The organism is Embleya scabrispora DSM 41855 (assembly GCF_000372745.1).
In the GTDB taxonomy this organism is placed as follows: domain Bacteria; phylum Actinomycetota; class Actinomycetes; order Streptomycetales; family Streptomycetaceae; genus Embleya; species Embleya scabrispora.
The window spans coordinates 64,044-85,242 of sequence record NZ_KB889682.1 but is presented as its reverse complement, the minus strand read 5'-3'; the positions used below and the strand labels follow the sequence as shown (position 1 = coordinate 85,242).

Genomic DNA, 21,199 nt, shown 5'->3' with positions numbered 1-21,199 from the left:
TCGGCAGGACGGTGAGTGTGCCGTCCGGAGCGCGTGGGTCGGCTCGCGGATGCCGTGTTCGGGGTCGCCGCCGCAGGCGACCCCGAACACGGCGCGGCGGAGCCTCGCGGTTTCGGCGCCTGCCGGGGATGTCGTCGGTCGGTGAGTCACACCGACCGGTGGCGGCCCGGCGACGTCGGCCGCCGGGGCGTTCGCGCCGACACCGAGATCAGGACCGTCACATCATTTCGCGAGGCAGCCCGATGACCCTGGACGAGACCGTCGCCGACCTGGCCCACCGCGTCGCGGTCCTGGAGGCCGAAGCCGAGATCCGCCGGATCCAGGCGCGGTACATGTTCCTCTGCGACACTCCGTGCCCCGAATTCGGCGTGCTCGACGACAATCGCCGAATCGACACGATCATGGAGCTCTACACCGCCGACGCGGTGTGGGAGGGCGTCGGCGAGTACTACGACGGCCAGTTCGGCCGGGCCGAGGGCAGCGACGCCATCCGCGCCCACTTCCAACGGTTCTGGGGCGCCGAGCGGGATCCGAGGCTGGTGTTGAACGCGCACTACCTGACGTCGGAACAGATCCACGTGGCCGGCGACCGGGCGACCGGGCAGTGGATCCACGTGCAGCCGTGGGTGTTCTCCGACGGCACGTCCCTGCTGCGCTCCAGCCGCCTCAACAACGCCTTCCGTCGCGTCGGCGGCACGTGGCGGATTACTCGTACCCGCACCGAGAACGTTTTCGTCGCCCCGTTGACACCGGGTTGGGCGATCGACCACCCGTCGACCTCGGTGTTGATGAAGCCGTGACCCGCCCGTGGGCCGGAGGATTCGTGGTGGGGTGGATTCGATGACGTTCCCCGAGACACGGCCCGACCCGGTCGTCCACGTCGTCGACGACGACGAGGACCTGCGGCAGTCGCTGGTGTTTCTCCTGGAAAGTGTCGGGATCCAGGCGCTGACCTACCCCGACGCGCGCACGTTCCTCGACGAGTTCGACCCGGGAGAACCGGCGGTGGTCATCGTCGACGTGCGCATGCCCGGTGTCGGCGGGTTCGGGGTGCAGGAGAGACTGACCGAACTCGGCTATCCCGCACCGGTCGTGTTCTGCTCGGCGCACGGCGACATCCCGATGTCCGTGCGCGCCCTCACCGCCGGCGCGGTCGACTTTCTGGAGAAGCCCTACCAGCCGCAGCGCATGGTGGAGGTCGTGCAGGCCCAGTTGGTCGAGGCGCGCCGCAGGTTCGCCGAGCACGCCGAGCGGCGAACCGTCGGCGCCCGGTTGGGGACCCTGACCCGGCGCGAACGCGAGGTACTCCGGCTGGTCGTCGACGGACTGCCGAGTCAGGTCATCGCCCACCGGCTGGGCACCAGTGTCAAGACAGTCGACGTGCACCGGGCCCGGATCAAGGCCAAGACCCGAGCCGACAGCCTCGGCACGCTGATCCGCGACATCCTGACCCACCGCGTCAACGTGTGAGCACGGACGGTCGGATTCCGCCGCGCAGCACGCCCTCCACCCAGCAGCCGATGCCGAGCAGCGCGGCCTCGCCTCGTGCCCGGCCGACGAGTTGTACGCCCAGTGGCAGGCGGGTGTCGCCGCGCAGACCCGGCACGGTGACCACCGGCAGACCGAGCGCCTGCCAGGCCCGGCTGAGCACGGGGTCGCCCGTGGACGCCAACCCGGCCGGCGCCGACCCTTGTGCTGCCGGTCCCAGTACGGCGTCGTAGGAGGCCGACACGAGGGCGAGTCGCTCCGCGGCTCGGGCCACGGCCCGCCGCGCCGCTTCGTAGTCTTCGTGCGGGATCGCCGCGCCGGTTCGAAGCAGGCTCCCCAACGGTTCGCTCAGTCGGTGTGCGACGGCCAGTTCCGCCGCTCGCTCCCGCGCCGCCTCGTAGGCCATCACGACCCGGTGGGCGATGGTCAGCGCCGAGATCGGCGATTCGTCGGCAATCTCGTCGACCACGGCGCCGGCGGCCCGCAGGCGGCTCGTCGCCGCGTCCATCGTGGCCCGCGTCGCCGGCTCGACACCGCTGTGCGCCTCGGCGCGCCACACGAGCAGGCGGGGCGGCCGTTGCTCGTCCAGTCCGGCATCAGGGTCACCGGTCAGCGCCGACCACGCGAGCGCGACGTCGGAGACCGTCGCGGCGAACAGGCCGTGGCTGTCCAAGCCGGGGCTGAGTCCCACGACGCCGTCGAGAGCGAACCTGCCCCGGCTCATCACCATCGCGGCGATCCCGCAGAACGCGGCCGGGCGGGTCACCGATCCGGCCGTCTGCGAGCCCAACGCGAGCGGTACGTGACCGGCGGCCACCGCGGCGGCCGACCCGCTGGACGAGCCTCCCGGGGTGTGCCCCGGCGCGGCCGGATTGCGGGTCGGCCCCGGGGCGAAGAACGCGAACTCGGTGGTCACGGTCTTGCCGATCGGCACGGCACCGGCATGGCGCCACGCGCGCACGATCGCCGCGTCGGACGCCGCGGGCCCGATGTCGACCCGCAGCGCCGAACCACAGCGGGTCGGCAGGCCTGCCACGTCGATGATGTCCTTCACCGCGAGCGGTACCCCGCCGAGCGGGCCCGCCGTCGCGGTCACGGCGGGCGCGGGGTCGCAGGCGACCCAGGCGCGCAACTCGGCGTCCGTCTCGGCGATCCTGCGACGGGCCCGGGCCAGCGCCTCGTCCGGCGTGGTCCGGCCGGCACGCAGGTCGGCGACGAGTTCGCGCAGGGGCCAGGGCCGGAACCGCGGCGTCATGGCCGTGCCCAGACGGCGTCGGCGATCCAGTAGTCCACACCGCTCCCGCCGATCCCGTGACGCCATTCGGATGTCCGCCGCAACAGCGGTTCGACGCGTGCGGTCACGGCGTCGGCCGCGTCCGGGCCGTCGCCGGGTGCCTGCCAGTGCACCCAGTCCAACTCTCGCCCCTCGGCGTCGTGGACGAACAGGTCCACATGTCGCCAGCCGTAGCCGTGGGTGTCGTTGTAGCAGGTCAGCGTCAAGCGATGGGCTGTGGTCATGGTGGGCCGATCCACGGGGTCCCATACCTTTCCTCGTAGGGATGTTCGGGTCGTTCGTAGGAGCAGGCAATCCCGGCCCTCGCCAGACGTCGGCCGAACGTGCTTCGGGCCCTCATCCGCGACGGCCGGACCGTCCGTGCCCGCCTGTGCGAACCAGCTGCCACCGCAGCGCGGGGAAGCTCCCGCGAGCCGCTCCCGGCGGCTTGACGACATCATGGGGAATCTCCTTTCGGCGAAGGGGCGGTCAGGCACGTAGCGGTTGGGCGGCCAGGCTGTGGAACCGGCGTTGGAAGTAGATCAACGCGCCGCTGCCCTCTCGGGTGATCACCTTCTCGACCTCGACGAACAGCACCGAGTGGGATCCTTGTGCCTGCTCGGCGACGATCCGGCCGACGACCGACACGGGCGCGCCGCGCAGGACGGGAACGCCTTCGGACTCGAGGTCCCAGCAGTCCTCGGTGAACCGCTGCGCCGTGGGTATCCGGGTCGCCCCGGCGAAGTGCATCGCCATGCGTTCGTGTTCGGCGCCGAGAACGTTGACGCAGATCCGGCCGTTGGCGATCAGGACGCTGTGGGATCGGCTGGACTGATTGATGCAGACCAGCACCGTCGGCGGCGAGTCGGTAACGGAGCAGGCCGCGCTCACCGTCATTCCGGCGAGACCGCGGGGCCCGTCGGTGGTGACGACGTTGACGGCCGCCGAAAGGTTGGCCATCGCGTCGCGGAATTCGCGCTGCGTCCGGGTCGGCTCGGACACGGTTCCTCCTAGCGGGCGAAAACGGAGTACCCGGTCGGTACCGGGGCCGTTCCGACGCTACGCAGCCGATCGTGTCCGGGATATCGACAGTTCTCCGGGTGCGTCTGAAGGATTCCTAACGCCGGTCGCCCGATCCGAGTTCGGCTTCGTCGGCAAGCGGCAGCGCGAACCCGAAGCGCGAGCCGCCTTCGGCACGACGCTCGGCCCAGATGCGGCCGTGCTGCCGGGTGATGACACGGTGACTCAGCGCCAGACCGAGCCCGCTGCCGTGCTCTTTGGTGGTGAACGACTCCTCGAACGGATTTCGCGGGAAGCCGCGGCCCCGGTCGTCGACGGTGAGCACCCCGGCGGCGGCCTCGATCCCCGTTTTGATGACGACCCGCCGTCGCGACCGCGGGCACTGGGCCATCTCGTCGATGGCGTTGAAGCACAGGTTCAGCACAACCTGACCGGTGAGGACGCGTTCGCAGCGGACCGGCACGGGCCGCGCGGCCGGCTCGAAGGCCACGTCGACGCCGGCGGACGCGGCGCGCAGGCGAACGAAGTACAGGCATTCCTCGACGATGGCGTTGAGGTCGACGACCTGCCGGATGTGTTCGAGATGTCCGACGAACGCGCGGACCGACTCGACGATGGTGCTCGCCCGCTCGATCTGCCGCATGGCGCCGTCGATGCCCTGGACGAGGCGCGCCGCCGCGACGTCCGGGTCGCCTGTCGCCGTCTCCGACTCCTGTGCCCGCGGTCGCACACCGGCGAGGAAGTTGCCTGCCGCGGCGAGCGGTTGGCCGAGTTCGTGGGCGATCGCCATCGCCATGTCCCCCATCGCCGTGTGGCGCGCCAGGTAGTTCTCCCGGTGCAGCTCACGTTCTCGGCGGACCTCGTCGCGCACACGCCCGGAGACGTCGTGCAGCAGCATCAGCAGCGCGTCGCCGTCGCCCTCCTCGAACCGCTCCAGGCTCCCCTCGAGCCACACCGGTTCACCGCCGTCCCCGGCGGGCACCTCCAGGCTCACCGACGTGACAGGCCGGGCCTGATCCACCACGTCGTCCCAGGTGGACACTCGGCCGTTCATCCGCAACGCGACGTGGTCGGTCAACCGCCCCGGCGCCTCGTCGGCGCTCGCGCCGAGCACCGCGACGGCGGTGTCGGTCGCGAATCGCACCGTGCCCGACGAGTCGAGCATCAGCACGAGAGCCGACGTGTGGTGGGCGAGCGCGGCAACCCAGGACGTCGTCAGTCGCAATTGCCGCTCGATCTCCTGTTCACGCTCGATGTCGCGGAACTGCACCATCACCGCCGGCCCCTGCGCGAGCTCGACCCGCACGGCGACCGCGTCGGTCGGAATCACCCGGCCGGACTTCGCGCGATAGTGCCATTCGACGCGGCCGACACCCTTCTCCACCGCCTCCTGGAGCCAGGCGCGTCCGACGACCCGGTCGTACTGCCACGCGGAACTGCTCATGTCGTCGGCCTTGAGCGGCCGCAGCTCGGTGACGTCCCACCCGAGCATGTCGCACGCCGCCGGGTTGGCCCACAGGATGTCCTTCGTCGCGCCGTCGTGGACGAGCACGCACATCCGGGTGGCGTTCATCATCGCCACGAAATCTTGCGTCGTCAGCTCCGGCGCACGAGGGTCGGCCTCCATCTCGCCAGCATAGGTGGCCGCGCCGCGACCCCACGCTGAAGAAATCCCTTACGTCCGCATAGGCAATACCGATTCCGCCCACCCGGGCACGTTTCGTAGCGTCTGGGAACACCCGGCCCGACAAGGAGCAGAGATGGTGCACACCGACGAGAACCGCCCCGAGGTCGCGGCGGCGATAACCGGCTCCGGGCGTGGCGCCGTCACCTTCGAGAGCGTTCTCGACGAGCTCGCCGAGCGCCGAGCCCGGTTCCAACAGCAGCGCCACGTTCCGACGGATTTCATCGCCCGGCTCAAGCAGGTCGGCATCTACCGGTCCGCCACACCCGCGAGGTTCGGCGGCGAGCCTCTGCCACCCGCCGAATTCCTCGACCGGATCGAGCAGATCTCGGTCGTCGACGGCTCCACAGGCTGGGTGGCGAGCTTCGGCTCGGCGTTGATCTACCTCGCCGCCCTCCCACTGGAGACGCAGGCCGAACTCTACCGGGACGGCCCGGATCTCGTGTTCGCCGGCGGACTGTTCCCGGTTCAGCCCGCCCCTCCGACCGAGCGGGGCTTTCGCGTCGACGGACGGTGGAAGTTCGCCAGCGGCTGCGTGGGCGCCGACATCCTGGGCGTGGGCATCCCCGGCGATGCGTCGACCGGCGGGAAGCCGCGCACCGCTCTGTTGCACCCCGACCAGGTCGAGATCGTCCGCGAGTGGGACGTCGTCGGCATGCGCGGCACGGGCTCGTTCGACCTGGTCGTCCGCGACGTCGAGGTCCCACGGGAATGGACGTTCGTCCGGGGCGGACAGCCGACCGTGGACGAACCGCTCTACCGCTATCCGACGATCGCCTACGCGGCACAGGTCCTCGCCGTCGTGGGCGCCGGGGTCGCCAGGGCCGCGCTGGACCACGCGGAGCGCGTCGGCGCCGGCTACGCGGGTGTCACCGGCGCTCCGAAGTCGGCCGACCGCGCCTACTACCGGACCGGAGTCGCCGAGGCCGAAGCCGCGTTGCGGTCGGCGAGGGCCTGGTTCTACGAGATCAGCGACGAGGTCTGGGCGACGGTGCTGGCCGGTGACGAGGCCACCCACGAGCACAACGCCCACCTGCGGCTCGCGTCGGCGCACTTGGCGAGGACCGCTTCCCAAGTCGTCGATCGCCTGGTGGAGATCTCCGGAACAGCGCCGATCCACACCGCACACCCCCTGCGAGCACTGCAAGGCGACGCTCTGGTGCCGAAACAGCACGCCTTCCTCGGCCCGGCCATGTTCGACGCCGCCGGCGCGGTCCTGATGGGACTGCCGGCCACGACGCCCGGCTTTCGCTGAACCGACGACCGCCACCACAAGGAGATCCCATGGCAACGCGGCCACTTCGCGTGCTCTTTTGCATCGGCATCAACCGGAGCTTCTTCGACCTCCCCCGGGACGGCCTCACGGCCGGCGACGTCTGGAAGGCGTTCGTGTCGATGACGGACCGGCTCAAGGCCCTGCCGGGCATCACGTTCATCGGCGACATCGACGACGACTCACACATGGTCGGCCCCTCCGACGGGTGGCCCTGGACCTGCTACATCCTCGCCGACGCCGACAACCGGGACACCGTCGAGGCGGCCTGCGACCTCTTTCGCACCACCCCGGTCGGCGACGGCGACCTCAAGCTATGGCGCTTCGCCAAGGTCGAGGCTCGCATCGGCCGAGCCCTGACCGTCCGCGACGACGTCGTCCTGCCCGACTGATCCGCACCCGGAGAGTCCGATGACCGACACCTTCCACGACCGCAGCCCGGCCGACCTCGTCGCCGAGGACCACGTCGCCGGCCGCCTCTACACCGACCCGGGCATCTTCGAGCAGGAGATCGCCATGATCTTCGAGCGCACCTGGGTATGGGTCGCCCACGAAAGCGAACTGCCCGCTGCGGGCAGTTTCAAGTCCACCCATGTCGGCCGGCAACCGGTGATCGTCACGCGCGACCGCAGAGGCGCGCTGCACACCCTCCTCAACCGCTGCCGCCACCGCGGGGCGAGCGTCTGCGAGAAGCCGCAGGGCCTGGCCAACGGATTCACCTGTCCTTACCACGCCTGGTCCTACGGCCTAGACGGCACGCTGCGCGGCATCCCCTACCCCGACGGCTACGAAGGGGTCGTCGACAAGGGCGACCTCTCCCTGCGGAAACTGCGCACCGAGTCCTACGGCGGCATGGTCTTCGCGACGTTCGACGACGACGTCGAACCCCTCGAGGACTTCCTCGGCGACGCCAGGCTGTGGATCGACCGCTTCATGAAGCAGGGCGGCGGCTACCCGATCAAGGTACTCGGCAGGCACCGGTTCAAGTTCCGCGGCAACTGGAAGATCCAGCTCGAGAACACCACCGACGGCTACCACTTCCCCATCGTGCACCGCTCCTGGATGGCCTCGGTCGACCCCGAGACCGCCGACATGATGTCGTTCATGACCGACCCCGCGGCGGTCACCCACGCGCTCGGCAACGGCCACAGCGTCATGCAGATGGTGCCCGAGCACTCCGACCTCGACGCGGACGACGGAACCGAGCCCTTGCAGAGCCGATTCGACCCCCTCGTCCGGGAGTTGTCGCGGACACTCGACCCCACACGGGTACGCAGGCTGATCCGCGCCATGCACGGCACCGGGTTCAACCTCAACCTCTTCCCCAACGTCTCGATGTCGGCGGCGTTCTTCCGGGTGCTGCGCCCGATCTCGGTCGACGAAACGTGGATCGAGCACATCGCCATCGGCGTCGACGGTCCGCCCGGGGTCGAGGCGGTCAACCGGGAACGGCTGCGCATCCACGAGCACTTCCAGGGGCCCTTCGGTTTCGGCACCCCCGACGACGCCGAAGGCTGGGACCGTGTCCAGCGCGGCGCCCGGGGCGCCCCCGAGATGCCGATCCTGATCAACCGCGGACTGGCCCGGGAGACCACGGGGCCCGACGGCCGACCCACCTCGCACGTCACCGACGAGACGGGCATGCGCGCCGCCTACGCCAAGTGGAAGGAGATGATGAGCGATGCCTGAGCGCACCGACGCGCCCGCCCCCATCCCGATGACCGACCCGCGCGTGACCCGCGCCGTCGAACTGGTCTGGCGTGAGGCCGAGTTGCTCGACCGCAAGGACTACGTGACGTGGAACGAGCTGTTCACCGACGACGGCCTCTACGTGATTCCGGTCGATCCGACCGGCGACGACTTCGCCGACACGCTGAACATGGTCTACGACGACGCGCGCATGCGGCGTATGCGCGTGACCCGGATGACCGAGGGCTACGCCATCGCCGCGGTCGACGCCGCGCGCACGGTGCGAACCGTGTCCCGGTTCGTGCCGCAGTCGGCGTCCGACGAGGAGGTCGTGCTGCGGTCCGCACAGATCCTGATCGCCTACAAACGTGGCAACCACGACATCTGGGCGGGCGAGGTACTGCATCGGATCCGATTGTCTCCCGAGGGCCCCGGAGGCGACCGGATCACACGGAAGGTCGTTCGGCTCGTCGACAGCGAAGAGGCCGTCCCGGCCGCGGGGTTCCTGCTGTGAGCGCCGACCCGACGCCCCGAATCGCCGTGGTCACCGGCGGTGCCCACGGACTGGGCGAGTTCATCGTGCGGCACCTGCACACCGAGGGCTACCGCGTCGCGATCGCGGATCTCGACGGCGACGCGGCGGCCACGCTCGCGAGGAACCTCGACGGCGCCGGCAGGTCCGCACGGGCCTACACCGTCGACGTCGGCGAACGCTCGGCCCTGGAACGGCTGAAGGCCGACGTCGTCCGCGACTTCGGCGCGGTGCACGTCCTGGTCAACAATGCCGCCCGAACCCGGGCAACGCCGCTGCTGGAGATCACGCCCGACGAACTGGACACCGTCATGGCGGTCAACTTCACCGGGACGTTCGTCGCCTGCCAGATCTTCGGCGCGCACTTCGCCGGACAAGGCTACGGACGGATCGTCAACATGGCCTCGCTGGCCGGCCAGAACGGCGGCACGGCGACCGGCGGACACTACGCCTCCTCCAAGGGCGCCGTCCTGTCCGCGACCAAGGTCTTCGCCCGCGAACTCGCACCCCACGGCGTGACCGTCAACGCCGTATCGCCCGGGCCGCTGGATGGCTCCACAGTGCGGTCGATCGTCGGCGTGGACAGTCTCGCGGCCTTCTCCAGGGACATCCCCGTCGGTCGACTCGGCGATCCAGCCTTCATCGCCCGCATGGTGGCGCTGCTGGCCGCTCCCGAGGCCGCATCGGTCACCGGGGCCTGCTGGGACGCCAACGGCGGGCTCCACCTGCGCTGAGAAGGGAGCGACGATGCCGAACATCCTGGTGCGCGTCGCCGCGGTGGTCGAGGAGACGCCCGACATCCGGGCGTTGCGCCTGGTCCGCGACGACGGTCGCCCGTTCGAGCCCTATCAGGCCGGTGCGCACGTCGACGTCACGGGCCCGACCGGAATCGTGCGGCAGTACTCGCTGTGCGGCCCACCCGACGACCCCACGGCACTGCTCATCGCAGTCAAACGCGAGGCAGAGTCACGGGGCGGCTCGGCGGCGCTGCACACGGTCGCGGAGGGCGACGAACTCCAAGTCGGCGCGCCTCGAAACCTGCTGACGCTCGCCGCCGATGCCGACCGGCACGTGCTGGTCGCGGGGGGAATCGGGGTCACCCCGCTGCTGGGTATGGCCCACCGACTGCACCGGGACGCGGCGGACTTCGAACTCCACTACTTCGCCCGCAGCCGAACCGACGCGGCCTTCACCGAGCTGCTCGAACGACGTATCAACTTCCGTGATCGGGTACACCTGCACTTCGGGGTCCCCCGCGACGATCAGCCGGCCGTCCTGGCCGGGGTCGCCGCCCGCCTGACCGCCGACTGTCATGTCTACACGTGCGGACCGCGAGGATTCATGGACCGGGTCGCCGGCGTGTTCGCACCCATGGTCGGCGAAGCGCACGTCCACATCGAGCACTTCACCGCTGCCGGGATCGACACCGGCGCCGATCGGCCGTTCATCGTCGAACTCGACACCGGGGAGGTCTTCGACGTCCCCGCCGACCGGTCGATTCTGTCGGTGCTGACCGAGAACGGCATCGACGTGTTCAAGTCCTGCGAGGAAGGCATCTGCGGGTCGTGCGTGTCGGGTGTCCTGGAAGGCACGCCCGACCACCGGGACGCCTGCCTGTCGGTGAGCGATAAGGCCGCCGGCGATCAGATGGCGCTCTGCGTGTCCCGCGCGCTGACGGACAAGCTGGTGATCGAACTCTATTGAGCGGCCCCTCGGCTCGCCGCGGCGCCCGTCCGGCGTGCGAAATCCGATCCTCGCGCCGGGAATCGAACCACGGGTTGCGCGGATGTCGGACGGGAGGCCGTCCGCCCACCACCGGCCCTTCCCACTACCGACCCTTTGAGAGGACCTGGTGAAAATAACCGGCGTGGAGGCGATTCCGTTCGCCATCCCGTACCGCAAGCCGCTGAGGTTCGCCTCCGGTGAGGTACACGTTGCCGAACATGTGCTGGTTCGGGTTCGGACCGACGACGGAATAGTCGGGGTCGCCGAGGCAGCGCCTCGCCCGTTCACCTACGGCGAGACCCAAACCGGGATTCGAGCCGTCATCGACGGGATCTTCGCCCCGCAACTCGTCGGACTGAACCTGCTGCAGCGTGAGCTGATCTCGGCCCGTCTCGCCCGCACGGTCGGCAATCCGGCCGCGAAGGCCGCGATCGACATGGCCGTGTGGGACGCGCTCGGCCGCAGCCTCGACGTCCGGGTCACCGAACTGCTGGGCGGCTACACCGACCGGATGCGGGTGTCGCACATGCTCGGTTTCGACGCGCCCGCGGCGATGGTCGCCGAGGCCGAGCGCATGGTCGACCGGTACGGCATCACCACGTTCAAGGTGAAAGTCGGCCGCCGGCCCGTGTCGCTGGACACCGCGGTCGTCCGGGCCCTGCGCACCGGGCTCGGCGACGACGTCGATCTCTACGTCGACGGCAACCGCGGTTGGACCGCGTCCGAAGCCGCCCGTGCGATGACGGAGATGAACGACCTCGGGCTGTCGTTCGCCGAAGAACTCTGCCCCGCCGACGACGTCCTCGGCCGACGATGGCTGGTCTCCCGGCTCGACGTGCCGTTCATCGCCGACGAATCCGCCGTCACCCCGGCCGATGTCACGCGGGAGATCCTCGGCGGCTCCGCGACCGCGGTCAACATCAAGACCGCGCGCACCGGATTCACCCGATCGCAGCGTACTCACCACCTCGCCGAAGGTCTCGGACTCGAAGTGGTGATGGGCAATCAAATCGACGGGCAGATCGGTTCACTGTGCACTGTCGCGTTCGGAGCCGCATACCCCCTGACCGCGCGACGCGCCGGCGAGCTGTCGAACTTCCTCGACATGAGCGACGACCTGCTCACCGAACCTCTCGAGATCACCGACGGTCAGCTGGCCATCCGTCCCGGCGCCGGGCTCGGTTTCGAGATCGATCCGGACAAACTCGACCACTACCGCCAAGACCACTGAACGAAACGACAGAGCCCCACGAAAGCCACGGAATCCAGGAGAATCCCATGACCACCGATCCCAAGGCTCCGACCGCCGCTGGGTCCGGCGCCGACGCGACCGACCGATTCAAGACCGACAAGGCCGGACCCGGTGCCGATACGCCCCCCGAGCGTGTCGATGTGCTCGCCCGCGAAGTGCTCGCGGCGGTGCACGCCATCATCCGGCGCCACACGGTCACCTACGCCGAGTACAACGCCCTCAAGGCGTGGATGATCGACGTCGGCGAGACCGGCGAATGGCCGCTGTTCCTGGACGTCTGGGTCGAGCATGTCGTCGAGGACGTCGCCACCGAACACCGCAAGGGCAACAAGGGCACCATCGAGGGCCCGTACTACGTGCCCAACGCTCCCGACCGGGGCCCGCGCGGCTCGGTCCCCACCCGGTCCGGCGAACCCGGTACCCCACTGGTGTGGACCGGGCAGGTCACCTCCACCGACGGCCGGGCACTGGCCGGGGCGAGAATCGAGCTTTGGCACGCCGACGCGAACGGCCTGTACTCCCAGTTCGCGCCGGGCATCCCCGAATGGAACCTGCGCGCCACCTTCACCGCCGACGACGAAGGCCGCTTCGAGATCCACACCGTGCGCCCCGCCCCCTACCGGATCCCCACCGACGGCGCCTGCGGCCGACTGATCGCCGCAGCCGGCTGGCACTCCTGGCGGCCCGCGCACCTGCACGTGAAGGTCTCCGCCCCCGGGCACGAACTGCTCACCGCCCAGCTCTACTTCTCCGGAGACGCCCACAACGACGACGACATCGCCTCGGCGGTCAAACCCGAACTCGTCCTCGAACCGAGGCCCACGACCGGCGGCGCGGGTGAAGGCGTCGCGTACGACTTCGCCCTCGACCCCGTCCGAGCCTGACCCTGGAGTCGCCGATGTTGTTCCACGTCCGGATGGATGTCCGCCTTCCGACCGACCTCGACCCCGCGACACGGGCCGACATCGTGGCTCGTGAGAAGGCCTACAGTCAGCGGCTCCAGCGCGAAGGCAAGTGGCCGCACCTGTGGCGAATCGTCGGCGAGTACTCGAATTTCTCGGTCTTCGACGTCGAATCGAACGACGAACTGCACGAGTTGCTCTCCGCGCTGCCCCTCTTCCCTTACATGGACATCGAGGTTACCGCCCTGGCGCGCCATCCCTCCAAGACGACCACGTGCGAAGCGCCCTGACCGGAACGACGTGGGGAACCTGCGGTCGCCGTCGCGTACACGGGCGACGGCCATCCCCCGCCCGCCGACCGGAGCTCGCACGCCGCCCTCCGGTTCGCCTACCCGGCCGCACCAGCCTGCCGACGCCCCCCGACACCCGCGTGCACGTCCTCGCCGAGGACACAGGCGCCGACACCCTGCTCGACCTGGACATGCCGGCCGACCCGGTCGCGCCGGACACCGAACCGATCCTCGCCCCACTGTCGCCGTCGCCGCCGCTGCTGCCGCACGGTGAACCGACCGTCGACAACCGGGCGGCGGTCGTCGGAGCCCTGCTGCCCCCGGAGGCCGTTGTCGTCGACGAGTCCATCACCGCCGGCATGGCCACCCTCTGCCAGGTCGACGCCCTCGACGGCCGGCGCGGTGTTCTCGAAGTGGCCGTTGACCAGCACGTGCCGCCGGTGCGGCGCACGAGGCGGCGGCGAAGCGCTCGGCGATGTGCGTGTCGGTGTCCCACCGGCAGGTGCGGGCCGTGCTGCTCGATCGAGCCGAGCGGCAGGAACAGCACCTCGTCCGCCGCCCGGGCGGCGATGTCTGGGCCGGTGAGGTCGCGCAGCCGGGAGGTCTCCCGCCATGAATTCCACCGCCTCCCGCGTGAACGGCGACGACACGACCACGGCGACTACGCCATCGAGACAACTCGGCGTGTACAACGCCTCCCCGCGGGGCCCACAGTCGGCCGCCACCGGCGTCACGTTCGACGTGATCGCGGTCGACGCGCCCCTCGGCCTGGCGGCCCTGCGGCTGCTGCACGAGCGTGCGGTACCACTCGGCGCGGTGATCCACGATCACCGGCGGCACCGCATCGGCTTCCTGGTGCCTCCTCGGAGCGAGGGATCCGCCTCCGATGTCGAACCGGGGGCGGCGTGCGTCAGGTCGGGCCGGGTTCCCGGGTCGTGCTGCCCAGCGGCGATCCGGACGCCACGGTGACATGGCTGCGGCCACCGTCGACCACCGCCCCCTCACCCCGACCCGGTTCGTCCGCGAGGCCCTCCGCGAGGCCGCGACCACCCGGCTGAGCCGGCCGAGCCGACGACACTCGTGACGGCAAGGTGATCAGGGCCTGACCGGTGGCCTCCGGGCAAGGCGCCCGACAACGCGACTCGGCGACGGCGGTTGTTGCGGGAACAGCAAGGATGTTTGCCGGCAGCACGACCGGAGAGGCACGCTCAAGGCGGAGGTGATCGCCATGAACGACACGACGAACAATGTACGAAACGCCGCCGCCGACGATGACGTGTACGACGTGGTGGTTGTTGGTGCGGGCGCGGCGGGACTGAACGCAGCCCTGCTCCTGGGCCGGGCCGGCGCCGGGTCGCGGTGGTCGATGTCGGGAGCCCGCGCAACGCTCCGGCCCCGCACATCGGGCCGACGCGGCCGACTTCGCCGCGCCGGCCCGGCTGTGCGACGAACGCGACATCCACCTCTTCGGCGACGAGGTCTATCGCGGCCTCGAGCGCGACACCCGACGCACGCTGCCCAACGCCGCCGATCTGTCCCCGCGCGCCCTGTCCCTGAACGTCACCTCGAAGTCCCTGGGTCTGCCCGGATTGCGCGTCGGCTGGATCACCTGCCGTGACGCCGCCCTGCGCTCGCGTCTGGAACGGGCCAAGCACTACACCACCATCTGCAACGCCGGGCCCAGCGAGGTCCTGGCCCGCATCGCCCTCAAGTCCCGCACCATCATCCTCGAACGCAACCGGGCCCTGATCGCCGCGAACCTCCCCGTGTTCGACGCGTTCTTCGCCTGGTTCCCCGAACACTTCGACTGGCAGGCCCCCGACGGCGGTTGCGTCGCGTACCCCCGCCACCTGGGAGCCGAGGGCGTCGAGACCTTCTGTACCCGCCTGGTCGAGGAAGCCGGCGTCCTCCTGCTGCCCGCAAGCATCTACCACTCCGACCTCACCCCGACACCCGTCGACCGGTTCCGCATCGGGATCGGCCGCGCCCACCCCGAACGGGGCCTGGACGCCTTCACCTCATGGATGCGAGACCACCGGTGAGCCTCCCCCTCTTCGACAGACCCGCCATCGCCGAGGCCGCGCCGCCCCATCTGGTCATGAAGACCGTCCGCGAGGCCCTGATCGCCCACGCCGAAGGCCGTACCACCGTCCCCGCACCCCTGCATCTGGACTTCCCCGACGCCGAAGGGGACTGTCACGTCAAAGCCGGCTGGATCGCCGGCTCCGACACCTTCACCGTCAAGATCGCCACCGGGTTCTACCGCAACCACCACGAGGGGCTCCCCTCCAACCACGGCCTGGTCTGCGCGCTCGACGCGCGCACCGGCCGAGTCCGCGCCCTCCTGAACGACGGCGGACTGTTGACCGCCCTGCGCACCGCGGCCGCAGGCGCACTGATCACCCACGCCCTGGCCCGCCCCGACGCCACAACCCTGGCCGTCTTCGGCACCGGCGAACAGGCCCGCCTCCAAGTGACGTGGCTCGCCCGGCTCCGCCCCCTCACCGATGTCCTGGTCCACAGCCGTGCCCCGCACCGGGCACAGGACCTCTGCGCGTGGCTGAACACGCAAGGGCTCCATGCCCGCCCCGCCGGCGCCCGCGCGGCAGCCGAAACCGACATCATCGTCACCGCCACCCCCGCCACCACCCCCGTCCTCGAGGCGCAGGCCGTCGGCGAGGGCACACACGTCACAGGCATCGGCGCCGACATGCCCCACAAGAACGAACTGCCCGCAGCCCTCTTCGGCCGCGCACAGCTGATAGCCACCGACGACCGCGAACAGTGCCTCGACCACGGCGACTTCGGCCACGCGGTCCGCAGCGGCATCGTGGACAGGCACGCCGACCACGCTGCGGGCCTGCTTCTGAAGGACCCACCCCACCGACCGCGCACCGCCATCACCGTCGCCGACCTCACCGGCGTCGGCGCGCTCGACGCCGCCCTCTCCTCGGCCGTCCTGCGCAACCTGCTGCCCTGAGCCGCCCCCGCCTGCCGCCCGACCCCACCGATGAACACGGTGACCCTTGCGCCACGCGCCCATGACCTCGCGCACGATGACGGTCCCGTCCCGGGACGCACCTCGACCTCGATGCGGAGATGCGGACCGTCACCCGTCCCCGGGCCGGAACCCACCACCGGCAATCCTTGGGGCGGAGGATCAGCCGCGGTGCAAGGCCCGCAGGTCCTTTCGCAGGATTTTTCCCGCGGCCGATTTGGGTATGGCGTCGATGAATTCCACCTGGCGCACCTTTTTGTGCGGGGAGACCCGGTCGGCGACGAACGACATCACGGCCTCCTCGGAGAGTTGCGCACCGTGCCCACGCACGACGAACGCCTTGGGTACCTCTCCCGCTTCGGTCGGTACGCCGATCACGGCGGCGTCGGTGATCATCGGGTGGCCGAGCAGAACCGCCTCCAGTTCGGCCGGAGGCACTTGGTAGCCCTTGTATTTGATGAGTTCCTTGAGTCGGTCGACGATATAGATCGTGGAGTCGGAGTCGACCACGGCGATGTCTCCGGTGTGCAGAAAACCCTCGGCGTCGATCGTCGCGCGGGTCTCGGCCTCGTTTCCCAGATACCCGGCCATGACGTTCGGTCCTTTGACCCAGAGTTCGCCCGGTGCGCTGCGGCCGTTCTCGGGCAGCGCCACCTCGATTCCCGTCTCGGGGTCGACGATCTTGTTGACGGTGTTCGCGACCGGTCTCCCGACGGAGTCGGCCGGGGCGTCTTCGTCGACGCCGACCGTGTGGCTCACCGGGCTGAGTTCGCTCATCCCGTATCCCTGGTAGACCCGGCACGCGAGTCGAGTCGCCACCGCTTGGGCCAGGGCCCCGTCCAACGGTGCCGCGCCCGAACAGATCGTGTGCACGCTCGACAGATCGTGGAGATCGACCGACGGGTCCTTGGCGAGTGCCAGAGCGACCGGTGGTGCGATCAGCAGATAGGTGCAACGGTGCCGTTCGATGGCGCCGAGGAAGTCGGCGAGGTCGAACCGCGGCATCGTGACGAGCGTGGCCCGGTGGTACAGGGCGGCGTTCAGGAGCGCGGTCAGTCCGTAGATGTGGAAGAACGGCAGTACCGCGAGGATTCGGTCGCTGTCCCTGATTCCGGTCGGCTTCGCGATCTGACAGACGTTGGCGACCAGGTTGTGATGCGTGAGCATGACGCCCTTGGGCCGCCCCGTGGTGCCGGAGGAGTAGGGGAGCACGGCCGTGTGCGTGCGCGGTTCGATCACCACGTCCGGTGCCGACAACCTCTGGTCGAGCAGTTCGCGAAGCGAGGGATGCCCGGCGGCCCCGTCCAGCACGATCACCCGTTCCACGGCCATCCCGACCAGATGGGCGGCCGAGCGTGCCTGTGGCAGGAGTGCGTCGACGGTGACGAGGAACTTCGCCGACGCGTCGCGCAATTGGGCGGCGATGTCGCCGGCGGTGTACAGCACGTTGATCGTGGTGGCGGTGCCGCCGGCGCGCAGGACGCCGTGCAGCACCGCCGCGAACGAGGGGCTGTTCGGTGCGTGGATGGCGACCACGTCGCCCGATGCGAGGCCCCTGCCGGCCAGCGCACCCGCGACGGCCTCGATCTCGTCGAGGAGTCGACGGTAGGTGACGATCGAGGACGTCGGGTCGTCGATCAGGGCGGGCTTGTCGAGGTGACCGTCCTCGAAGGCTCCGAACAGGAACCGGTGGACGGGTACTTCGGGTATGTCGACGTCCGGATGCGGACTGGCGAAGCTCAACGGAGGACTCCTTCGGAGGAGGACGCGGGGACGCTCCCGGTGCGAACCCGGGTCAGCGCACGGTGGGCAGTTCGACGGGTTCGTCCGCGAGCAGGGTGTGGACGTCGACCATCTGGCCGTCGCGTTCGACGTAGCCCATCAGGTTCGCGCCGGAGCCCCACCCCAGCAGCCGCTGGATCTCCTCGGACAGGCCGAGCAGCCGCTCTCGCGGGATCGACACATATTGGTTCTCCTCCTGGCGCAGGCACGCGAGGTCGAACGCCATGGTCACACCGGTCCGCGGGGCGTTCGAGGAGTTGTTGCCGCCGCCGTGATAGGTCGACCCGATCCAGATCAGTGCCGACCCCGCGCGCATGCGCGCGGAGACGGCCTCCTCGCGTCGGGGCGGGCGTTCGTCGTCCCATCGGTGGCTGCCCGCGACGACCAGGGTGCCGCCGTTGTCCGCGGTGAAGTCACTGACGGCGACCATGATCTGCACGCGTCCCTCGCGGCCGTAGTCGGGGTGCCGCCACAGGAAGCTGGAGTCGTCGCGGTGCAGCGGCTGTTCGCCCTGCCCGGGATGGATGCGGATGGCCTGGGTGACGCCGATCTGGATGTCCGGGACGATCTCGATCCGGTCCTGTCCGGCCCAGATCGGGACGGGCTTCTGGAGGATCTTCTTGGCGGCGCCGTGGTACAGGGGGTGCAGGGCGATCTGCGGCATCACGTCGAGTCGGCCGAACAGTCCGCCGGCGCGTCGGGTGTTCGTGCCGGCGAAGTACGCGTCGTCGCCGCATCGCGTTTCGTCGAGGATCGGCTCCAGTTGGCGGCGCAGTTCGGTGAGGACGGACGGCTCGAGGAAGCCGTCGACGATGACGCCGCCGTCGCGGCGGATAATGTCGACGACCTCGTCGACGGTGGTGGTGGCGCCGGGCAGGGTGGCCAGGCTCGTCGCGGTGGTCATGGGGTGTCCTTCAGCGGTCGGTGGTGTCGGACGGGGTGGACAGGATTTCGATCTGGGCGAAGACGCCCAGGTGGCCGTATCCGGCCGCGCAGGCGCGTTCGAGGTTTTCGAGGTTCGCCGTCATCAAGGCCGCGCGTTGTCCCGCGCGCAGCATCGACTGTTGCCACGACTTCGTGGCGGCGGCGTAGACGTCGAGCGTCGCCTGGTCGGTCGTGTAGTCGCCGGTCTCGAACGTGTCGACGGCCTCTTGGAGCAGTTCGAGCAGCTTGCCGGTCCACAGGTGGAGGATGTGGCGCATCTCGGAGACCGCGACGCCTTCGGCTCGCACGTAGGCGGCCGCCTCGTGGAAGGCCCCGAGCGCGACGTTGAAGAACGCGCCCGCCATCGCGGCGTCGATCACGTTCGCGGCACCGGGACGGGTTCCGACGAATCGCGACTGGGCGGCGAGGGGCAGGAGAAGGTCGCGAAGCTCTTCCCACGCCTGCTCGGATCCGGAGTAGTTGACGGCGGATGCCTCGGTTCCGATGTCCTGCGGGTAGGCCGCGATGGCGCCGTCGAGATACCGTGCGCCCTCGCTCTCGATCCACGCGGCGAGCGAGGTCGCCTCGTCGGGGGATTCGGTGGGCGTGTTGACGATGGTCTTGCCCGTCAACGGACCGCATTCGGCGAGAACCGATCTCGCGACGTCGTAGTCCAGGAGGCTGATGACGACGATCGGGCTCGCCTGCACCGCGCTGCGGGCGGACTCGGCCACGGCCGCGCCGGCGTCGGCGAGGGGCTCGCACTTGGCGGGTGTGCGGTTCCACACGGTCACCCGGACGCCGTTGCGTAGCAGTGCGTGGGCGAGCGCGGATCCCATCAGCCCGGTGCCCAGAAGCGATACGTTCATGTGGATCGGCCTTCCTGTGTGGTCAGTCGGCGGTAGTGCGACATGCGAAAGAACTTCGTGCGCAGCCAGTACTCGACCGTGGTCGCCGGCCAGAGAGTGTCGATGCGTCCGTCGGCGGACTGATACCAACTGGTGCAGCCGCCGGACGCCCATACCGTTCGCCGCATGCGTTTTTGGGTGGATGCGTAGTCGCGGGTCTGCGCCTTGCGGTCGAGGTCGACGGCATCGACGCCGGCCTCACGCGTGCGGCTTATCGCCGAGGCGATGTACCGGGCCTGTGCCTCGATCATGAAGACGATCGAGTTGTGTCCCAGCCCGGTGTTGGGTCCGTTGAGGAAGTACAGGTTCGGAAAGCCCGAGGTGGCGATGCCGAGTCTGGTCGCGGCGCCGTCCCGCCAGGCGTCGAGCAGTTCGATGCCGTCGCGGCCGAAGACCTTCATCGGGGCCAGGAAGTCGGTCGGGGTGAACCCGGTTGCGAAGACGATCGTGTCGACTTCGTGTTCGGTGCCGTCGGAGGTGACCACAGCGTGCGGTCGGATCTCGGCGATGGTGTCGGTGACCAGGTGTACGTTGGCGCGGCGGAGCGTGGGATACCAGTCGTCGGAGACGAGCCGCCGTTTGCAGCCGGGGTCGTAGTCGGGGGTGACCTTCGCTCGCAGGTGCGGATCCGGCACCTGCGCGTGCAGGTATTCGAGGGCGGATGCGCGAAATCGCTCGATCAGCTTGCGGTTTCCCAGGAAGGCCCGGGCGAGGGACTCGAATTCCCAGTAGGTGCGCCAGCGTCGCAGTCGCTGCCGGGCGGGACTGCGGGCGAACATCGCTCGCGTGGCCGCGGACAGCGGGGCGTCGCCGCGGGGCATGATCCAGTGCGGCGTGCGCTGGAAGACGTACAGCGTGTCGGCACGGCGGGCGATCTCGGGCACGAACTGGATGGCGCTGGCGCCGGAGCCGATCACGGCGACACGTCTGCCGGCGAGGCCGTGGTCGTGCTGCCACCGGGCCGAGTGGAAGATGGTGCCCTCGAAGGACTCCAGGCCGGTCAACCGGGGGATGAAGGGTCGGCTGAGCCCGCCCGAGCCGTTGACGACCACGGAGGCGTCGACGGTTTCACCGGAGGCGAGTTGGAGATCCCAGGTGAGGGTGCGCTCGTCGAAGCGCATCTCGCACACTTCGGTGCGGAATCGGATGTGCCGCAGGACGTCGAATCGCTCGGCGACCGACCGCAGGTAGGTGTGCAGTTCGTCCCACGGCGGGTAGATCCGGGTCCAGTTCGGGTTCTGTGCGAACGAGAACGAGTACAGGACGCCGGGCACGTCGCAGGCCGCGCCGGGATAGGTGTTCTCGCGCCAGGTGCCGCCGATGTCATCCGCGCGTTCGAACAGGGTGAAGTCGTGAATGCCCTTTCTCTTCAGCGCGATCGCCATGCACAGACCGGAGAATCCCGTCCCGATGATCGCGATGTGTCCGCTCTTGTCGCTGGTTGTCATGGTGCGCTTTC

General features: G+C 69.6%; 23 protein-coding genes and 1 pseudogene. 14 read left to right on the top strand and 10 right to left on the bottom strand.

What is annotated here, in order from left to right:
* The first annotated feature begins 242 nt into the window (after positions 1 to 242).
* Together A3IC_RS0130440 and A3IC_RS0130435 are read left to right on the top strand one after the other, a co-directional pair.
* The gene (locus A3IC_RS0130440; protein WP_020553861.1) at positions 243 to 800 is read left to right on the top strand and encodes a nuclear transport factor 2 family protein; all 558 of its coding nucleotides are present in this window, start codon (positions 243 to 245) and stop codon (positions 798 to 800) included.
* A 40-nt stretch (positions 801 to 840) separates the two neighbouring features.
* The gene (locus A3IC_RS0130435) at positions 841 to 1,470 is read left to right on the top strand and encodes a response regulator transcription factor (RefSeq protein WP_020553860.1); all 630 of its coding nucleotides are present in this window, start codon (positions 841 to 843) and stop codon (positions 1,468 to 1,470) included.
* Here A3IC_RS0130435 and A3IC_RS0130430 read toward each other — a convergent pair.
* The 4 genes from A3IC_RS0130430 to A3IC_RS57385 all read right to left on the bottom strand — a co-directional run bounded on the left by A3IC_RS0130430 (position 1,460) and on the right by A3IC_RS57385 (position 5,408).
* Positions 1,460 to 2,743, bottom strand: a complete 1,284-nt coding sequence (locus A3IC_RS0130430) for an amidase (protein ID WP_020553859.1) — start codon at positions 2,741 to 2,743, stop codon at positions 1,460 to 1,462. The two genes, A3IC_RS0130435 and A3IC_RS0130430, sit on opposite strands and share 11 nt — an antisense overlap.
* A complete protein-coding gene (locus A3IC_RS0130425) occupies positions 2,740 to 3,006 on the bottom strand; it encodes a hypothetical protein (protein ID WP_040877408.1) in 267 nt (88 codons plus the stop codon). The genes A3IC_RS0130430 and A3IC_RS0130425 overlap by 4 nt, the downstream gene beginning before the upstream one ends.
* A gap of 244 nt (positions 3,007 to 3,250) precedes the next feature.
* Entirely contained in the window at positions 3,251 to 3,763 is a 513-nt protein-coding gene (locus tag A3IC_RS0130420; protein ID WP_020553857.1) for a flavin reductase, read from the bottom strand.
* 115 nt (positions 3,764 to 3,878) lie between these two features.
* Positions 3,879 to 5,408, bottom strand: coding sequence for a PAS domain-containing sensor histidine kinase (locus A3IC_RS57385; RefSeq protein WP_020553856.1), 1,530 nt, complete (start codon positions 5,406 to 5,408; stop codon positions 3,879 to 3,881).
* 133 nt (positions 5,409 to 5,541) lie between these two features.
* On the opposite strand from A3IC_RS57385, the gene A3IC_RS0130410 reads away from it, so the two are divergent.
* From A3IC_RS0130410 to catC, 9 genes are all read left to right on the top strand, one after another.
* Positions 5,542 to 6,720: an acyl-CoA dehydrogenase family protein gene (locus tag A3IC_RS0130410; protein WP_020553855.1), complete on the top strand. Its 1,179-nt coding sequence runs from the start codon at positions 5,542 to 5,544 to the stop codon at positions 6,718 to 6,720.
* A 29-nt stretch (positions 6,721 to 6,749) separates the two neighbouring features.
* On the top strand, positions 6,750 to 7,130 hold the full coding sequence (locus A3IC_RS0130405) for a hypothetical protein (RefSeq protein WP_020553854.1): 381 nt from the start codon (positions 6,750 to 6,752) through the stop codon (positions 7,128 to 7,130).
* Between the two features lie 19 nt (positions 7,131 to 7,149).
* Positions 7,150 to 8,427 carry an aromatic ring-hydroxylating oxygenase subunit alpha gene (locus A3IC_RS0130400; RefSeq protein WP_020553853.1) on the top strand — a complete coding sequence of 426 codons (1,278 nt, stop codon included), beginning with the start codon at positions 7,150 to 7,152 and terminating at the stop codon, positions 8,425 to 8,427.
* Positions 8,420 to 8,941, top strand: a complete 522-nt coding sequence (locus A3IC_RS0130395; protein ID WP_052173880.1) for an aromatic-ring-hydroxylating dioxygenase subunit beta — start codon at positions 8,420 to 8,422, stop codon at positions 8,939 to 8,941. Before A3IC_RS0130400 ends, A3IC_RS0130395 begins: the two co-directional genes overlap by 8 nt.
* Positions 8,938 to 9,693, top strand: a complete 756-nt coding sequence (locus A3IC_RS0130390) for an SDR family NAD(P)-dependent oxidoreductase (protein WP_020553851.1) — start codon at positions 8,938 to 8,940, stop codon at positions 9,691 to 9,693. Before A3IC_RS0130395 ends, A3IC_RS0130390 begins: the two co-directional genes overlap by 4 nt.
* 13 nt (positions 9,694 to 9,706) lie before the next feature.
* Entirely contained in the window at positions 9,707 to 10,663 is a 957-nt protein-coding gene (locus A3IC_RS0130385) for a PDR/VanB family oxidoreductase (RefSeq protein ID WP_020553850.1), read from the top strand.
* Positions 10,664 to 10,811: 148 nt separating this feature from the next.
* Positions 10,812 to 11,915, top strand: coding sequence for a mandelate racemase/muconate lactonizing enzyme family protein (locus tag A3IC_RS0130380; protein ID WP_026218914.1), 1,104 nt, complete (start codon positions 10,812 to 10,814; stop codon positions 11,913 to 11,915).
* 47 nt (positions 11,916 to 11,962) lie between these two features.
* Entirely contained in the window at positions 11,963 to 12,820 is an 858-nt protein-coding gene (catA, locus tag A3IC_RS0130375) for a catechol 1,2-dioxygenase (protein WP_020553848.1), read from the top strand.
* 14 nt (positions 12,821 to 12,834) lie between these two features.
* Positions 12,835 to 13,128: a muconolactone Delta-isomerase gene (gene catC, locus A3IC_RS0130370; RefSeq protein WP_020553847.1), complete on the top strand. Its 294-nt coding sequence runs from the start codon at positions 12,835 to 12,837 to the stop codon at positions 13,126 to 13,128.
* Between the two features lie 98 nt (positions 13,129 to 13,226).
* Here catC and A3IC_RS69010 read toward each other — a convergent pair whose 3' ends face one another.
* Together A3IC_RS69010 and A3IC_RS73705 are read right to left on the bottom strand one after the other, a co-directional pair.
* Positions 13,227 to 13,559 (bottom strand): hypothetical protein, encoded by a 333-nt coding sequence (locus tag A3IC_RS69010; RefSeq protein ID WP_020553846.1) that lies wholly within the window; start codon positions 13,557 to 13,559, stop codon positions 13,227 to 13,229.
* 14 nt (positions 13,560 to 13,573) lie between these two features.
* A pseudogene (locus A3IC_RS73705) lies at positions 13,574 to 13,723 on the bottom strand (creatininase family protein); the annotation flags it as partial.
* Positions 13,724 to 13,740: 17 nt separating this feature from the next.
* Between A3IC_RS73705 and A3IC_RS57380 the strand changes: the two are divergent.
* From A3IC_RS57380 to A3IC_RS0130340, 3 genes are all read left to right on the top strand, one after another.
* Positions 13,741 to 14,097, top strand: a complete 357-nt coding sequence (locus A3IC_RS57380; RefSeq protein WP_158696154.1) for a hypothetical protein — start codon at positions 13,741 to 13,743, stop codon at positions 14,095 to 14,097.
* 470 nt (positions 14,098 to 14,567) lie between these two features.
* Positions 14,568 to 15,170 (top strand): aminotransferase class I/II-fold pyridoxal phosphate-dependent enzyme, encoded by a 603-nt coding sequence (locus A3IC_RS57375; RefSeq protein WP_321184149.1) that lies wholly within the window; start codon positions 14,568 to 14,570, stop codon positions 15,168 to 15,170.
* Complete coding sequence (locus A3IC_RS0130340; protein ID WP_020553842.1) at positions 15,167 to 16,108, top strand: ornithine cyclodeaminase family protein; 942 nt, start codon at positions 15,167 to 15,169, stop codon at positions 16,106 to 16,108. The genes A3IC_RS57375 and A3IC_RS0130340 overlap by 4 nt, the downstream gene beginning before the upstream one ends.
* 180 nt (positions 16,109 to 16,288) lie before the next feature.
* Here A3IC_RS0130340 and A3IC_RS0130335 read toward each other — a convergent pair whose 3' ends face one another.
* The 4 genes from A3IC_RS0130335 to A3IC_RS0130320 are packed head-to-tail and all read right to left on the bottom strand — an operon-like array spanning position 16,289 to position 21,188.
* Positions 16,289 to 17,869, bottom strand: a complete 1,581-nt coding sequence (locus A3IC_RS0130335; protein WP_020553841.1) for an AMP-binding protein — start codon at positions 17,867 to 17,869, stop codon at positions 16,289 to 16,291.
* A gap of 52 nt (positions 17,870 to 17,921) precedes the next feature.
* A complete protein-coding gene (locus tag A3IC_RS0130330; RefSeq protein ID WP_020553840.1) occupies positions 17,922 to 18,812 on the bottom strand; it encodes a phytanoyl-CoA dioxygenase family protein in 891 nt (296 codons plus the stop codon).
* A gap of 10 nt (positions 18,813 to 18,822) precedes the next feature.
* Positions 18,823 to 19,701 carry an NAD(P)-dependent oxidoreductase gene (locus A3IC_RS0130325; RefSeq protein WP_020553839.1) on the bottom strand — a complete coding sequence of 293 codons (879 nt, stop codon included), beginning with the start codon at positions 19,699 to 19,701 and terminating at the stop codon, positions 18,823 to 18,825.
* Positions 19,698 to 21,188 carry a flavin-containing monooxygenase gene (locus A3IC_RS0130320; protein WP_020553838.1) on the bottom strand — a complete coding sequence of 497 codons (1,491 nt, stop codon included), beginning with the start codon at positions 21,186 to 21,188 and terminating at the stop codon, positions 19,698 to 19,700. Before A3IC_RS0130320 ends, A3IC_RS0130325 begins: the two co-directional genes overlap by 4 nt.
* Positions 21,189 to 21,199: the final 11 nt, after the last annotated feature.